Origin of the sequence: Paenibacillus sp. FSL K6-0108 (assembly GCF_045040695.1) — a bacterium.
GTDB lineage: Bacteria > Bacillota > Bacilli > Paenibacillales > Paenibacillaceae > Paenibacillus > Paenibacillus pabuli_B.
This window is the reverse complement of sequence record NZ_CP150288.1, coordinates 533,446-548,864: the sequence shown is the minus strand read 5'-3', so window position 1 is coordinate 548,864 and position 15,419 is coordinate 533,446. Positions and strand designations below refer to the sequence as shown.

Below are 15,419 nucleotides of genomic sequence, written 5' to 3'. Positions count from 1 at the left end.
TTTGATTCCTCCTAAATTTTACTTGGAAGACCATACTTCCAAAAATTCATCGTAATTTGTTATATTGAGCAATTTTTCTGTCATATTGGTTTGCTTGAACACATCGTAAATTTCTTCGAAGAATTTGGTGTTATTCACCTTTTGATTTTTCGGCGGAATAAACAGGAAAATAATCTGGGCCATCTGATTGCCCCACAGTATTTTTTGCTTATTGATTGCGACCAGTACTCGTAATTTTTTGTTATCTCCACAATCAAATGGATGGGGCATAGCAACTAAATTACCGATATTTGTACTGGACATTTTTTCTCGTTCCAGAATACTGGTATATAAATGTTGAATATCGCCAAGTTCTGTAAGGGTTTTTAACAAATCGATTGGATTGTCCTCGTCTAAGAAAAAAACATCATCTGGTGATAAATAATATTTGAGTAGTCCACGATTTAACTGAATCGAAATATTCTTCATATCATCGCTGGTAATCATTTCGCTTACCAGAATGATATTTTGTACATTGAACTGTTGTAGCTCCGCAATATCGCTCGTTGCAATAATCGTTTCGATTCCTTCGGGAAGAAGATGTATTTCATGATTAGCTAGTAGACTATCGATTTTAATATTCGGAAAATAAAGATTAATCTTACGCTCCAACAGCTTGCCGACTAATAGATTTTTGCCATAAATAATTGCAATACGTTTTCTATTATCTTGGGAGTTCTCAATAATGCCCATAATGTGTAGCGTCAAGTAACCGATTTCATTTTCAGGTATTTTGATATTTAGGCAAAATTGCAATTCTTTTGCCAACACAACCGCGACATTATAAGCATTGGTGTATTCTGATTTTATTTGAGCAATAAAAGGATTTTCGACAGGGAAATAATACTTTAATGGGTATAATAATTTGGTAATATGCGCTAATAATCGATCAAATAACTCTTCGTTTTTGTGGCTGATAAATCCGTATTGCTCTCCAACTTTTTGGATCACTAATTTGATTTTCTGCTCAATTTCATTACCGTGTTCATGTCCAATTTCTTCATTTTTCTTAGGTAAGATCTGCAATGCGATAAGCAGGTAGCCTAAATACTGATACTCATATTCATCAAAAGGAACATCCATTTCTTGAGCCAGACGGATCAGAATAGATTGGGCTATCTTTAATTCTTCAAAACTTGTATGATCCAGCCTCATATCTTGTTCAGTTATTTTTTGTGCAAGACTTACTCTTTTAAGACTGATTAACACATTCACACAGATCGAGAATAATTCTTGAAAACTTAGCAGTAAATTATACTTGGCAACCTCTTCTTCAATACAAGCGTAGATAAAATGAATAGAAGGTCCATTGAACCAATCGCCAAAATAGTATTGCAGCGCCTCGTCCATCGGCATGTGTTTGAGACAATCGGTAGTGACTAGTTTTTTGAGCAAAATCCGTTTCTCGACTTCGCTTCCTTTAAGCCGGATGCCTTGGAAAATAATCGCTTCAATCTCGATGTTCTGCTTTTCTGCTTGAATCGTTTGTAATAATTTTTGCACGTCTTTACGGATTGTTTGAGTCGAAAAATAAAGCGTTCTAGCAAGGTCTTCATACGTAATAAAATCAGTCTGCGATAACAGTGCTTTGATAATATGAAATGCTCTTTCTTCGTCATCATCTTCATTTTTATGCAGGCTGGATAAATCCCCGACTAACTTGTATCCTTTGCGAGTATTGCCAATGATCATTGCTTTATCTAAATAATTTTCATTCATTTCTTTGATGTCATTGCGAATCGTTCTAGTCGTTACATCAAATAGATTAGCTAATTCGCTTCCACTCACAAAATCATGCTCAGATTGTTTTAAATGCTCTAATAGCTTAATGTAACGTTTTCTCATTTGGCTTCCTCCTTACACTCATAGTAATGCAAGCGCTTTATATCCACCAAGCCTATACTCTTTCCTAATAGTTAGGAAGTGATCGTGTATTTGTTTATGATACCCTCTTTGTAAATTTCTAAATTAGCATTCTATTAAGGAATCTTTTGGGAAGGAAAACAGAACACAAAAAAACCAACCTTCTAAAAAGGTTGGTTTTTTAAAAACAATTTTACTAACCCAGAATCCATAGCCATAACGCTAATCCGGCCAAGGTAATTAAGAGTGTGGGAATGGTTAAGATGATGCCTGCCTTGAAATAATATCCCCATGTAATCTTCACACCTTTACGGGACAGCACATGCAGCCACAGTAATGTGGCAAGTGAGCCGATTGGCGTCATTTTGGGACCCAGATCTGAACCAATAACATTGGCATAGATCAGCGCCTCACGCACAATGCCTTCGGTGTGTGCACCCTGAATGGCTAGTGCGTTAATTAACACGGTGGGCAAATTGTTCATTACAGATGATAGAACCGCTGCGATCATGCCCATCCCGACGGACGCAGCCAACAGACCGTGATCTGCGATGGCATCAAGCCAGCGGCTTAAGTAATCGGTTAAGCCGGCATTACGCAGTCCATACACAACGATGTACATGCCCACCGAGAACACGACAATGGACCATGGGGCTTCCTTGATCACGCGTTTCAGGTCCACAGCTTCGCTCTTTCTTGCCAATATAGCGAACAAAAAAGCTACGGCACCAACGATAACCGATACTGGAATCGGCAGAAACTCACTCGAAGCATAGGCTACGAGCAGCAGCACCAGCATGAACCAGGCGATGCGAAACATCCGCGGATCACGAATGGCTTCCTTTGGATCACGCGCTGCTGAGATATCATAGCGAAGTGGGATACTTTTGCGATAAAACAAGAACAACATCGCTGTACTCGCTACAATAGAGAAGAGATTCGGCACAACCATCCGCACCGCATACTCCACAAATGTAACACCAAAATAATCCGCAGATACGATATTCACCAGATTGCTGACGACCAGCGGCAACGATGTTGTATCCGCGATAAATCCACTAGCCATAACAAAAGCAAGCACCATGCGCTCATCGAACTTCAAAGCACGTACCATTGCGAGCACAATCGGGGTAAGAATGAGCGCTGCACCATCATTGGCGAAGAGCGCCGACACCGCCGCCCCGAGCAAAATGGAATAGATAAACAGCCTGCGTCCATTTCCTCCTGCCAACCTTGCCATATGAAGAGCGGCCCATTCGAAGAAACCTGTCTCATCAAGTATTAATGAAATCATAATAATGCCGACAAAAGCGAGCGTTGCATTCCATACGATGGACGCTACATCAGAGGCATCGCTCAGACTGACGACACCACACATCAACGCCAGCAAAGCTCCGCCCATGGCGGACCAACCAATACCTAATCCACGTGGTTGCCAGATAACCAATGTGATGGTCAGTACAAAAATCAGAATTGCTACATATGTCATAAAGCCTCCTGCGCCGATATATTCATCATGTTTTGGAGCATGATATGAAAATGGCCTGCCAGATATGATTACACCGCAATGGTTGCCGATAAACCAGACGATATAGTTATACATGGCAGCAGGAGAAATGTCTATCTTTATTTGGGCCTAATACTTAGGACTTGTTCCCAGCCTTCGGTGTATCCTCTCCCATCTTGAACATACCCAGCAATCCCTGCAATTGCTCCGCCATACTGTTTAGATGTGCTGAGGACGAAGCGATTTCCTCCACAGATGCCAGCTGCTCCTGAGAAGATGCCGAGACGGATTCCGTATTTGCTGCAGATTCTTGGGTTACGATGGAAATATCGTTCATGACACTGGCAACGTGTGAAGCACCACTCTCCAGCTGTTTCGTCGTTTCGGACAATTCATCCAGCGTATGAGCAGCATCCTCTACAGCCTCCCGAATCTGTGCAAAGGATTGTCCGGACGTATTCACAGCCTGAATCCCTTCTCCAACCCGAGTCTGAGCCGCATTCATAGCGTTCAGGGCAGCATCCATCTCCTGACGGATATTATGAACGAGTTCACCAATCTGCGCTGCCGAGCTTCCCGATTCCTCCGCAAGCTTCCGCACCTCTCCTGCTACGACTGCGAAGCCACGGCCAGCGTCACCCGCTCTCGCTGCTTCAATGGACGCATTCAAGGCGAGCAGATTGGTCTGTTTCGAGATTGTAGCAATCACATCTACCATGCTGCCAATTTCAATGGACCGTGTATTCAATGACTGAACCACCGTCGCCAGCTGTTCCACCGTTTCCTGAATGCTATTCATCTGCTCTACTGCCTGACCTGCAGCCTCATTACCTGAATAGGCCGCTCCGGATGTATGGCGCATGTTCGTTGTAATGGATTGCACACGTTCAGACATCATGCGCACATCTTCCGCCATTTGGCTCATTTGTCCTGATCCATCCGTTACACTCTTCACTTGCTGCTCAGCACCCTCGGCAAGTTCCTGAATTGACATGGTTGAATGCTCAATAGCTTTGGTTGTTTGATCCGCACTGGCGGACAATTCCTGTGAGGAGGCTGACACCTGCTCTGCCGTCTCCTGCACACCCAGAATCATCATGCGCAGATTGTCGACCATTCGTTCGAAGTACTTCGCCAAGTCGCCTACCTCATCTTTACGCCCTGTTTCCAATTTCACGGTTAGATCACCTTTGCTCACTGCTCTGGCGGATTCCTGCAGACGTTTGATCGGACGAAGCATCGAACGTGTAAACCAAATGATGAAGATCAAGGTAAGTAACGTGGCAGCCAGAATGACGATAAGCGTAGCCATCCGAATGTCTTTACTTGCATTGGATACTTCACTTTGGAACATCGTACCGCCAATCTTCCACCCGGTTTCCTCATTAGTAGAGAAAACCATCGTTTTTGGAACATCATTATAGATATAGCTGAACTCACCTTCCTCGCTTCCATACATTGGGCCCAGCACGTTTGTCGGTTCTTGTGTACCGGCTTCCATGACTGGAGATACGATATAATTTTTGTCCGCATCCATGATGATGATATACCCTTCCTTGCCAACCTTAATGGATGCCTGTTCCTGCAGCTCTGTCAGATCCATGGACAAACCAACGACACCCGATTGATCATCAAGCGTTTTGGAGACAAAAACAACAGCAATTCCGTCCGTATTCTTGGACACAGGTGAAACTACCGGAGTACCTGGCTTCTCCATTGCGAGCTTGTACCATTCTCGTTCCCGGGGATCATAAGCGGACCCTTGCGAGCTCCCCGCAGATTCCTTGCCGCGGACCATGACCCCCTCTTTGGTTCCCACAAAAATATTTAAAGCATCCGGATGCAGTCCAAGATACTGTTTCAATTTCGTCTCAAGCTCAGGGCTATCATTTTGTCCTTTAATCATGTCGTTCACAATCAAACTGGCAAAATAATTGACATCATGGATCTTCGCATCCACATGTGTCCCAATGATTGAATTCGTTGTGTCTACACTTTGTGTGGCACTGTCCATCAACTGATCTTCCACCGTATGATCAGCGATAAGCAGCGTAACAATCCCAATCGTAAGACTCGGCAAGAGCAGAACCGCCAGGAAAGAGACCAATAATTTGTTCCTTATGCTCCAGACAAAGCCCTTTTTCTTTTTGTTTTTCTTTTTTGGCTTATGATCTTTTGGCTTTGGTGGCTTGGTTGCTTCCTTTTCTTGCTCATTCCCCCGAATGTTCCCCATCTTGCTTCTCCCCCTCCAAATATAAATCTGACCTTTTTTCTTTTTATGTAGGACCTGTCTAATCGGATTAAATAAGGTATCGCCCTGGACACCGATCTAATCTATAGGCCTATCTTATATATCGGCTGGATGAGCGTATTTATTTGATTGGAAAGTTTTTTCATGGCATGTCAAACAAGCCACTCCGATCATGCGAAGTGACTTGTGGTACGACTATATTATATTGCATTCACGCAGAGGTTCTTCCGTAGGGACCTTGTGGCGGATATGCGGTTGGCTTACCAAAATAATACCCTTGTGCCAACTCAATACCCACCGATCGACAAAATTCAAATTCCTCAATTCGTTCAATACCCTCGGCAAGTACCCGCCCGCCGAAGCGACGCGACATCTCAACAATATCAATAATTTGCTGCTGTTTGTTCAAATCATGATCACAATGATCAATGAGACTCCGATCTATTTTGACAAAATCCGGCTCCAGCCGATTCATCACTTCAATTGTCGAGAATCCAGCCCCAACATCATCCAAGGCAACCGACATTCCATGAGAACGATACACTTTAAAAATATGCTGCAAGATGGACATATGCTGAATCTGTTCCGTTTCCACCACTTCAAACACAAAATCTTTAGGGTCTAGCGAAAGGCGCTCAATCGTCTCAAACGTGTGCGTAAGGCAATATTCGGGGTTATAGATAGAGGAAGGCAGGAAATTCACGAAACGTTTGACACCCTGGGGCAAAAGAACAGCGCTTGTCTCGATGGCAGCAATACGTGCTGTCCGATCCAGAAAAGAATGCAATCCCGTGTCACGTGCAACTTCAAATAATTCATATACACTGAAGGGTCTACCCTGTTCAGCAGGACGAAGTAAAAATTCAAACCCGATAATCTGCTGTGATGCATCTACGATCGGCTGCATATAACTGCTGAATTGATGTTCTAGGATAATGGAAACCAGATCAGCATGTTTGAGGCGAGCTTCCTGCATGGAGAGACTGATCCAACCATTTGCATCTGCCTGGCCATACAATGGAGTGACCTGAACCGTTAACTTATCCGGCAGTGTTGATTCAATCCTGAGAATATCCTCAATACAACGCTGTACAGATTCAAGATTCAAAAAATGCATCCAGATGAGTTCATCCGAATGTTCAACATGTCTTCCCTGCCTTTGCAGTGCTTCCAGCAAATCGGGGGAAATGGGACGCATATACAGGGTACCTTGATCCTCTATAGGATGAATTGGACTGCAGCCGCTGCAATTCATGTAGAACCCCCTTGCCAGTTTATGATTCTATCTAATTAATGTTTAATGTTATATACCCAAAGTTTGTAAATATTATAGCATGGGTCTTCAAATTAATCTCTACTGTTTTGATGACTTCAACCACGACGGTTACTGATGCATTTCGTAGCACTTAGCATGAAAAAAACCGACAGTCTGATGACTGTCGGTCTTCATTTTCCGCTTATTTATCTTAAGAAGCGGGAATTACGATTTTCTGTCCAACTTTAAGATTGTGCACATTTGTAATTTTGTTTGCGGAAACCAGTTTGCGCCAGTCCACACCGTATTTCAAGCCAATGCGGTAGAGATTATCTCCCTTTTTCACCACATATACCACTTTGCCAGTTGTCGGCTTCTCAGGCTGTGGCTTGGTCGTAGGTTTAGTTGGAGTCGGGTCTGGCTTCGTAGGCGTCGGAGCAGGCTCCGTACCTGTTTCTGGAGTCGTCGCTGCTTCTCCTGTCAATTTCAAGCCATACTCAGCAAAACCGTCTTTGTTAGTCCCAATGAAGGACATCGCCGGGTTCGCTTCAACCAATGCTTTGGCATCCGGGGAAGATGCGAACACCACTTCAAGATCGTTGAGTGCAGCTGCCGTTACACCTGCAGAAGGCTTAATTGGTGCAAGTGACCAGTTGCCGTCTGCTGTCGGGTTAATCGTTTTGTTCTCACGGATGTAATCAATGATCACTTGACGGTTCTCATCCGGTGCAGCCAAGACGATACGTTTACCGTCCGGGTTAGCCAGTTTGGACGAGGAAGCACGGTAGTTATTCGTTGCCACGATGAATTTTTGTGCCGGATCAACCGGTTTACCATTGAAGCTCAGGTTTTTAATCCGGTTAGCGGATGCATTTACAATCGTTGCTTTGCCATCGTATTTCGCTGGTTGAGTTACATCAATTTGGTACGTTACACCATCGATAACATCAAAGTTATACGTTGGGAAGTCCATATTAACCAACTGTTGCTGCCCGCCCTTAGCCGGGTCAATCTGGTTGAATTGTCCTGCAGACCACTCCAGCCATTCTTTCAGCTCAGCGCCATTAACCAACACGGCATGTACCGTATTTGGATACACGTACAAGTCAGCTACGTTTTTGATCGCAATGGTGCCTTTAGGGATATTCGTGTAATATGAAGCACCTGAACGTCCGCCTGCTTTGAACGGAGCCCCTGCAGACAATACAGGAATATCTTCATATTCTGTTCCTTGCATATGTTTTTCAACATACCATTTCTGTGCATTCGTTACGATCTGAATGGATGGATCATCCTGAACCAGTGCAAAGAAGCTGTTGATTGGGGCTGTCGTTTCGCCAACTGGGCCACGCACATATTCAAGTGTACCTTCATGTTCGTCATGAACTGCATCAACGATCTCTTGATCAGCATCTACCAGAGCTTTTTTGTTGGCTGTGTCATAGATAGGGCGTGCCTCCACTTTGGAGTCTGCCACTTTCCATTTGCCGTCTACCAGTTCAAGGTCCAGATCGATAATACCGAGGTGGTCACCCCAGAAACCTGGTTCAACGGAAGGAACACCATTAATTGTACCTTTTTCAAGATCTACACCTTTTTTACCGGCAAAATCAGCGCTCGGGAATACTTTGTGGGCATGTCCGAACAGAATGGCATTAATGCCTTCAACCTGGCTCAGATACAATACCGAGTTTTCCATCAGATCCGTTTGCGGGATATCTTCAAAACCGGAGTGAGGAATAGCCACAATAATGTCGGCACCTTCAGCCTTCATTTTAGGAATGAATTTTTTCGCAGTAGCGATAATGTCTTTGGCAATGACTTTGCCTTCCAGATTAGCGCTGTCCCACTGCATCACTTGTGGTGGTACAAATCCGATGACACCCACCTTGATGGTGTGCTCTTTGCCACTCTCGTCGGTCACTTTTTTGTCTAGAATTTTATACGGGGTAAAGTAGTTCTTGTCATTCGTCTCATCGTCGTCACCGTCATCTACATATACGTTGGCATTGATGTAAGGGAAGTTCGCACCTTCCAGCGTCATGTCAAGGAAATCCAAACCATAGTTAAACTCATGGTTACCGATGTTTCCTGCATCGTAATCGAGCAGGTTCATCGCTTTATATACAGGGTGAGTCTCACCCTTTTTGAGTGGATCAATTTTCGCTACATAATCCCCAAGCGGGTTCCCCTGAATCAGGTCACCGTTGTCGAACAGCAGGCTGTTTTTGGCTTCGTCACGGGCTTTTTTGATCAGCGTAGCCGTCTTCGCCAGACCATACTGATCTGTCTCTTTGTCGGAATAGTAGTCATAGTTAATCAGGTTGTCGTGAATGTCCGTTGTTTCCATGATCCGCAATTTAACCTTGGTAGCGTCCGCAGCCGATACAGGTACCGGAAATACCGCAAGCACGTTTAATGCAACGAAAGCGGCAGTCAGGCTTGATAATACTTTTTTACTCTTTCTCAAAATAACCCCTCCCGGTTATGTACATTGAATCATGCATTAATGAGCAAACGAATAAGCGCAGAAATGTGAGAGATCCCATGGGTTGTGCGTACTGATTTTCTGAGCGTATGGTTCAGAATTCCAGGTTAGTTTATCTCACATGAACATCTATTCATATCTGTGCGTATCGTTTACATTCCAAATCATAACGCAATGTTCAACCATTGAAAAGCATTATTTTTTACGTTATCCGCACATATCAGACCCAGTTTACAATATCATGCGTGAATTCGACATTTTTTGCATGTTTTTGGATGAAAACAGTTTACATAGGCTGTTAAAAACGTATATTACATACGGCTTACATCTATATCCATATTAGCTGATTCGTTCATATCAAAAAACCGTGAAGCCTTCTGGCGTTCACGGTTGGCTAAGTCTTTTCGGAATGGTAGGGGCGATGCCTTCCACTCTGAAAAGGTAATTTTCAATCTCTGAAACTACTGTTCCCACACCTGATGCTCATGATCTTTGCCAGTGTATTCAATTCGATGTGGGGTAATGTCCAGAATGACGTAATTGGGATCGTTCGGGCCGTCAAACCAGGCTTTTAGCTCATCATTCCATACCTGTTCGCGCAAACCTTCATTTTTCGTCACTTCGCACGTTCCTTCAATCTCGACCACTTCCTTGGAGCCACCCGCTTCATAACCTAGCAAAAGGCTAACGTTTGGATTATTCTCCAGCTCATCTACCTTGTGCGTGCGACGGTTTGTTGCCAGATGAATGTTCATTCCATCGTTAAAAAGCGCCATATAGCGGGATTTTGGTTTACCGTTCTCCACCGTGGAGAAACTGCAAAAAGGGTTGTTTTCCAATGCTTTTACAATGTTTTGTTCCAATTCAGTCTGGTTCATGGGAGGTACTCCTTTCGATTTGGGGGTATATAAGCTGAACTAACTATCATTACACAGAAGCACTCCACTGACAGACAACCTGCGTGGGCAGCCGTTACGGGTACGGATCGTTCTTTCGATCGCTGTTATCCCCAGATTTTTTTTGAAATCCTATTTCATAGGATAAAATCCGGGGATAAAGGCGAACGCTACCGCTTCTTCAGAATCGATTCCGTCCCCTCCACTACTTCCACAGTTTTTCCAATTAATGCTAGGCCAAAGTTTAGATAGAATGCTTCGCTTAATTAGGCTTCTGTCCACTTCGTTCCCGTGTAACTCTCGGTTCCGCTTATATTAAGGTTTTATATATAAGCCTGTACTTATAGTGTACCCACCTCATCTATGGTGAATCCATGAACCCCTTCGTAAACGTGATAGTTTTAATTCAAATCCCCAAGGTAAATGCGTGACGAATTCTTTTTCTGCAACAACTCACCAATTGTTTTCGGATATAAACGAACCTGGGACAGCTCTTCGAGAGGAATCCATTCTACAGCTACCTGATGATCGTCTGGGCTGGTGCCTTCAAAGATTGTAGCTTTCGGATCAATTAATCTGCATTCAAAATAAAATTCAACCTGGTGCACATCGGCATCCCACTCGGCAAATTCGTGATTTTTTCCGATATACTCCCGGATATTCAGCAATTCTCCTACAGTCACCGCCTGTCCAATCTCCTCCAGACATTCACGGGCAACGGCATCCTTGAGTTCTTCGCCTTTCTCCTGTCCTCCGCCAGGGAAAACATAAGCATCACCATATTGATCTTGCAGTCGGATCACCAGCAGACGTCCATCCTGTACGATAACGGCCTTTGCCGAATTACGTATCGGTTTCATGTTATAGTTTCACTCCTTACAAGTTCGTTAGTTCGACCTCTGGCCCTCTGTTACTATAGCAATCATCTAGCAATTCCAGGTGCAGACAGGGTAATTCCCTCAGATTCAAGCAATGCTCGGATCTCTTGGGCAAAAGCAAGTGCATGCGCTCCGTCGCCATGGATGCAGAGCGTTTCTGCCTTAATGGGTATGAGCGTCCCTTCCGTTGATACAACGTTTCCCTCTTTAACCATGCGCATCACTTGAACAAGAGCTTGTTCCGTCTGCTGAATGACAGCCCCGGGCTGGCTGCGCGGTGTTAGTGTCCCGTCAGGTCCATAGGTCCGATCCGCAAAAACTTCACTTACGCTGCGCAGCCCAATGCGATCCGCTGCCTGTATCAACGCACTTCCGGCCAGGCCATAGAGGTACAGTTCCGGTTGTACTTTATAAATGGCCTCTACAATGCCCTCGGCGAGTCGATCATCTTCAGCAGCCATGTTATACAAGGCTCCATGAGGCTTCACATGATGCATACTTCCCCCGTATGAACGGACAAAAGCATCCAGCGCCCCCATTTGATACACAACCATGTCATAGGCTTCCCGTGGTGTAATGTCCAACCGTCTTCTGCCAAACCCCTGCAAATCTGGCAGACCGGGATGGGCACCTATCGCGACTTGGTGCTCCAATGCTTGCTGCACCGTTTGCCGCATCGTTGCCGGATCACCCGCATGAAATCCACAAGCGATGTTGGCTGAAGTAATCAACGGCAGAATGGCCTCATCCGACGCCATCTGATACACCCCGTAACTTTCACCCAAGTCACAATTGATATCCACCGTGTTCATTAACGGTCCCCCATTCGTGTCAATCTCCTGCGAATCAACTGATCAGTTAGCCGCCACCCCAACTCCTGTTCCAGGAAAAGTTGCTGTGCTTCTTGATATGTAATCCGTTCAAAAGCAACCCGACCCCCCGGCCGCGCCTGTGCCAGTACAGGCAAATCCACTCGGGCCACCTGTGCAATCACAGGATAGCCCCCTATGGTCTGATGATCAGCCATCAATATGATGGGCTGACCATCCGCCGGCACCTGAACCGTGCCATAGGTAACCGCTTCAGACAATCGATCCATCGGCTGACGAAGTTCCAGCTTTGCACCCTCCAATCGATACCCCATCCGATCCGATTGAGGAGAGATGACATATCTTTCTTTGTGGAATCGCTCCAGGCTATCTTCATCAAACACAGCACTGTCTTTGCCCGGCATGATACGAATAACAGGATCAGCCTGGTAGGCAAGCCATTTCCTGCTGGACAAATACCAGGCAGGGGCACCCATCCGCCGGTTGTTCTTCTCAGCTTTTACGCTCAACGCATGCAATGCCGCTTGCGCTTCCCAAGAAGCTTCTCCTGCAGACAACCTGTCTCCCACCTTCAGGGCACGTCCTTCAAACCCTCCAAAACCTGTCTTGAGATCTGTGCTGCAGCTGCCCATAATCTCAGGTACTGCGATTCCACCGGCAATCGCCATATAGGCACGCAAGCCGGAACAGCATCGGCCAAATCTCAGTACACTTCCTGCAAGCACAACAACGGGACGCCACAGCGGAACAGGAAGGGCATCCACCGTTGCCGTTAGATCTGCACCACATAGAGAGATCAGCCGACTTTCATGGAAATGCAGCTCCGGTCCCGTCAACGTCATCTCCAGCACAGCCGCGTCACGAGAGTTTCCAACCAGTACATTGGCTGCTCTGGCTGCAAAGGTATCCATAACCCCGCCCGGATGAATTCCATACCGGCGAAATCCCATCCTTCCTTCGTCCTGAACGGTGGATAACAGGCCTGGGCGAATGACTCCAATACTCATCGTCCGCCCTCCTTCTGTTCCAGATACTCCTGCAGCGATATCGATGCAAAACGAACCCGATCACCCGCTGTGAGCAGACTTGGCGGGTCTTCCATTGGACGAAACAACGCCAGCGGCGTACGACCGATACATTGCCATCCGCCGGGAGTCATCACCGGGTAAACTCCCGTTTGTTGGCCACCAATGCCTACCGTTCCCGCTTCAACCCGAAGCCGCGGTGTGGATCGTCTGGGGGTAGCGATCTTGTCCGACAATCCACCCAGATAAGGAAAACCCGGCGCGAATCCGATCATGTGAACCAGGTAATCCCCCGAAGTGTGAATGGCTATGACCTCATCTGGCGTAAGCCCATGCTCAGCAGCGACGTATTCCAGGTCAGGGCCGAATTCACCACCATAACATACGGGAATAATGATCGTTCTGGGTTGACCCAGCGTTACCTCTTCCATCTTGTTCAACTCATGAAGCAGCATTTCACATACCTCGAGATACGGGGAGATTAACGGATCATAGAATAGGGTGACCGATGCAAATGAAGGTAACCACTCCATGATACCCGGTAGTTGGCTCTTTTCCAGCAAAGCACATACCGACATTACCCTCCGGTGCACCAATTCGGATATGGTGTCTCCACACCGGATCATAACTCCTGTCTCACCCAGAGGAGACAGCACATCCTCAGTCCATGAATACGGCAGCTCAGTCATGCCATCTCCCTCCTCGTGCACAAGTTTATAATTCCTTTATCTTTTCTTCTCCAAAGCCTGCAAAATAAGTGAACGCACAGCGAGGAAGGGCTCTGCGTCTTCCGTCTATCACAGCTCCTTGGAGGAGTCCAAATGTATACTGCAATTGTATAGCTCACACTGCCAAGACTCCGCTTCCCAAGAAATCCGAGTGATCGACGTGTTGGACAGTTTGGCGCTCACATCAAGCTCAGGCACCAGACCTCGCAGTGTATTGCGGAGAATGGCGCCATGGCTGACAACGATCACTCTTCCATGGGGATGATGGCGCACAATATCTTCTATCGCAGCACTGCCTCGAATCGTACCTGCCTCCGCAAGCTCACGGCCTAAATCGAGACCACTCCAATCTGCTCCCCATTTGGCTACACGTTCCGCTTCAGTCGTGCCCTCCACCTGCCCACCGCCCATTTCACGCAACCTCGGGTCCAAATGAATCTCCTGTATTCCCAAACGGTCGCCAATGATGCGAGCCGTCTCACTTGCACGCTCCAGATCACTTGCGTAGATGGCATCCCACGTTTCCTCGCTCAGTCTTTTAGCAAGCAATAACGCCTGTTCTCTCCCTTCCTGATCGAGCGGATTATCCGTCTGTCCCTGCGAACGTTTTTCTTTATTCCACGCCGTGCTTCCATGGCGAATCAATGCGATCTGTGTCATTGCTGTTCATCACCTTTACCTTCTTCTATGCGTAATTCATCATCTGTAAAATGTTTTCGGGCCTTTGGCTTGGCAAATTTGCCACCATTATATTGAGCAGAACCGTTTCTCGGAATGGAAAGACTCTCTCATGAGGTTTCTTTGAGTATTTTGGCTGCATAGATAATCTGTCCCACATGATAAGGATAATGCGCCAACTGCCGAATGATGGCCTCCATGACGGTATGTCCCTCATTGCGAATGTATATGATATGAGACAACTGCTCCGGTGTAAAAGAACGAATAGCCCCAAGCAAACAGTTCCAGCCTTCCTCCCATTTGGCAACCAGCTCTTCGCGGGTAGAAATATCATTCACAAATTCCGCATCGCGTTCACGCCATGGCTTTTCTCCATCGCTTGTCAGCACATCCGTCCAACGGGACAGCATGTTGCCCCATAGATGCTTCACAATAACCGCGATGCTGTTTGCATCTTCATTCCAGGATTGAAACAGCTGCTCCGATTCCAGTTGCTCCATGGCCTTCTCCCCAAGCTGCTTGTAATACAAAAATTGCTTCTCGGCTGTATCCAGAAATACCTGATTCATATCCACGCGTTCACAACCCTTCGCAAAGTGTCTTTATTCAGGAAAAGAAAACGTCCCGTCCTCGTTCGATTCAAAGGGAATGACCTTTCGTACAGCATCCAGATTAAGCTCACCATAAATATGTGGAAATAGTTCATTCAACTCATAGAGGTCCTCATACACCAACTCGGGCTTCAATGCCTTTTCATCAATTTCGATTAATACCAGATCCGTACGCCCTTGATAAAATTGAGCCGCTACCCATGGAATCTGTTCTTTGGTGGAACAATGAATGAAACCATCCGTCTCCAGGCTATCCGGTGCATACACGCTCTGCTTGGATACCTGCTCCCATACGGCTCGGGAAATAATACTGTAGATCATCGCTGCGCCTCCTTCAATTTCTTCTATGTATCCTGAACGTCATTGGAAG

General features: G+C 45.9%; 13 protein-coding genes. All 13 read right to left on the bottom strand.

Going from position 1 to position 15,419, the window contains the following annotated elements:
- Positions 1–18 precede the first annotated feature (18 nt).
- The 13 genes from MHB49_RS02725 to MHB49_RS02665 all read right to left on the bottom strand — a co-directional run bounded on the left by MHB49_RS02725 (position 19) and on the right by MHB49_RS02665 (position 15,370).
- Positions 19–1,884: a BglG family transcription antiterminator gene (locus MHB49_RS02725; protein WP_405154929.1), complete on the bottom strand. Its 1,866-nt coding sequence runs from the start codon at positions 1,882–1,884 to the stop codon at positions 19–21.
- Positions 1,885–2,098: 214 nt separating this feature from the next.
- Entirely contained in the window at positions 2,099–3,391 is a 1,293-nt protein-coding gene (locus MHB49_RS02720; RefSeq protein WP_405154928.1) for an arsenic transporter, read from the bottom strand.
- 154 nt (positions 3,392–3,545) lie between these two features.
- Positions 3,546–5,642, bottom strand: a complete 2,097-nt coding sequence (locus tag MHB49_RS02715) for a methyl-accepting chemotaxis protein (protein WP_405154927.1) — start codon at positions 5,640–5,642, stop codon at positions 3,546–3,548.
- A gap of 229 nt (positions 5,643–5,871) precedes the next feature.
- A complete protein-coding gene (locus MHB49_RS02710; protein WP_405154926.1) occupies positions 5,872–6,915 on the bottom strand; it encodes an EAL domain-containing protein in 1,044 nt (347 codons plus the stop codon).
- Between the two features lie 211 nt (positions 6,916–7,126).
- Positions 7,127–9,385, bottom strand: coding sequence for a bifunctional 2',3'-cyclic-nucleotide 2'-phosphodiesterase/3'-nucleotidase (locus tag MHB49_RS02705; protein ID WP_405154925.1), 2,259 nt, complete (start codon positions 9,383–9,385; stop codon positions 7,127–7,129).
- A gap of 479 nt (positions 9,386–9,864) precedes the next feature.
- Positions 9,865–10,281 (bottom strand): pyridoxamine 5'-phosphate oxidase family protein, encoded by a 417-nt coding sequence (locus MHB49_RS02700; RefSeq protein WP_405154924.1) that lies wholly within the window; start codon positions 10,279–10,281, stop codon positions 9,865–9,867.
- 419 nt (positions 10,282–10,700) lie between these two features.
- On the bottom strand, positions 10,701–11,159 hold the full coding sequence (locus tag MHB49_RS02695; RefSeq protein ID WP_405154923.1) for an NUDIX domain-containing protein: 459 nt from the start codon (positions 11,157–11,159) through the stop codon (positions 10,701–10,703).
- A 62-nt stretch (positions 11,160–11,221) separates the two neighbouring features.
- A complete protein-coding gene (locus MHB49_RS02690; RefSeq protein ID WP_405154922.1) occupies positions 11,222–11,989 on the bottom strand; it encodes a LamB/YcsF family protein in 768 nt (255 codons plus the stop codon).
- Complete coding sequence (locus MHB49_RS02685; RefSeq protein WP_405154921.1) at positions 11,989–13,014, bottom strand: biotin-dependent carboxyltransferase family protein; 1,026 nt, start codon at positions 13,012–13,014, stop codon at positions 11,989–11,991. Before MHB49_RS02685 ends, MHB49_RS02690 begins: the two co-directional genes overlap by 1 nt.
- Positions 13,011–13,721: a 5-oxoprolinase subunit PxpB gene (pxpB, locus tag MHB49_RS02680; protein ID WP_405154920.1), complete on the bottom strand. Its 711-nt coding sequence runs from the start codon at positions 13,719–13,721 to the stop codon at positions 13,011–13,013. The genes MHB49_RS02685 and pxpB overlap by 4 nt, the downstream gene beginning before the upstream one ends.
- 108 nt (positions 13,722–13,829) lie before the next feature.
- Positions 13,830–14,420, bottom strand: a complete 591-nt coding sequence (locus MHB49_RS02675) for a histidine phosphatase family protein (RefSeq protein WP_405154919.1) — start codon at positions 14,418–14,420, stop codon at positions 13,830–13,832.
- A 128-nt stretch (positions 14,421–14,548) separates the two neighbouring features.
- Positions 14,549–15,007, bottom strand: a complete 459-nt coding sequence (locus MHB49_RS02670) for a DUF1572 family protein (RefSeq protein ID WP_405154918.1) — start codon at positions 15,005–15,007, stop codon at positions 14,549–14,551.
- 33 nt (positions 15,008–15,040) lie between these two features.
- On the bottom strand, positions 15,041–15,370 hold the full coding sequence (locus tag MHB49_RS02665) for a DUF952 domain-containing protein (RefSeq protein WP_405154917.1): 330 nt from the start codon (positions 15,368–15,370) through the stop codon (positions 15,041–15,043).
- Positions 15,371–15,419 lie beyond the last annotated feature (49 nt).

Bases quoted from the DNA above. Each gene is read 5' to 3' on its own strand.
- MHB49_RS02690 (WP_405154922.1), bottom strand. From the start codon at position 11,989: ATGAACACGGTGGATATCAATTGTGACTTGGGTGAAAGTTACGGGGTG.
- MHB49_RS02695 (WP_405154923.1), bottom strand. From the start codon at position 11,159: ATGAAACCGATACGTAATTCGGCAAAGGCCGTTATCGTACAGGATGGA.
- MHB49_RS02685 (WP_405154921.1), bottom strand. From the start codon at position 13,014: ATGAGTATTGGAGTCATTCGCCCAGGCCTGTTATCCACCGTTCAGGAC.
- MHB49_RS02700 (WP_405154924.1), bottom strand. From the start codon at position 10,281: ATGAACCAGACTGAATTGGAACAAAACATTGTAAAAGCATTGGAAAAC.
- MHB49_RS02715 (WP_405154927.1), bottom strand. From the start codon at position 5,642: ATGGGGAACATTCGGGGGAATGAGCAAGAAAAGGAAGCAACCAAGCCA.
- pxpB (WP_405154920.1), bottom strand. From the start codon at position 13,721: ATGACTGAGCTGCCGTATTCATGGACTGAGGATGTGCTGTCTCCTCTG.
- MHB49_RS02710 (WP_405154926.1), bottom strand. From the start codon at position 6,915: ATGAATTGCAGCGGCTGCAGTCCAATTCATCCTATAGAGGATCAAGGT.
- MHB49_RS02720 (WP_405154928.1), bottom strand. From the start codon at position 3,391: ATGACATATGTAGCAATTCTGATTTTTGTACTGACCATCACATTGGTT.
- MHB49_RS02725 (WP_405154929.1), bottom strand. From the start codon at position 1,884: ATGAGAAAACGTTACATTAAGCTATTAGAGCATTTAAAACAATCTGAG.
- MHB49_RS02675 (WP_405154919.1), bottom strand. From the start codon at position 14,420: ATGACACAGATCGCATTGATTCGCCATGGAAGCACGGCGTGGAATAAA.
- MHB49_RS02665 (WP_405154917.1), bottom strand. From the start codon at position 15,370: ATGATCTACAGTATTATTTCCCGAGCCGTATGGGAGCAGGTATCCAAG.
- MHB49_RS02670 (WP_405154918.1), bottom strand. From the start codon at position 15,007: ATGAATCAGGTATTTCTGGATACAGCCGAGAAGCAATTTTTGTATTAC.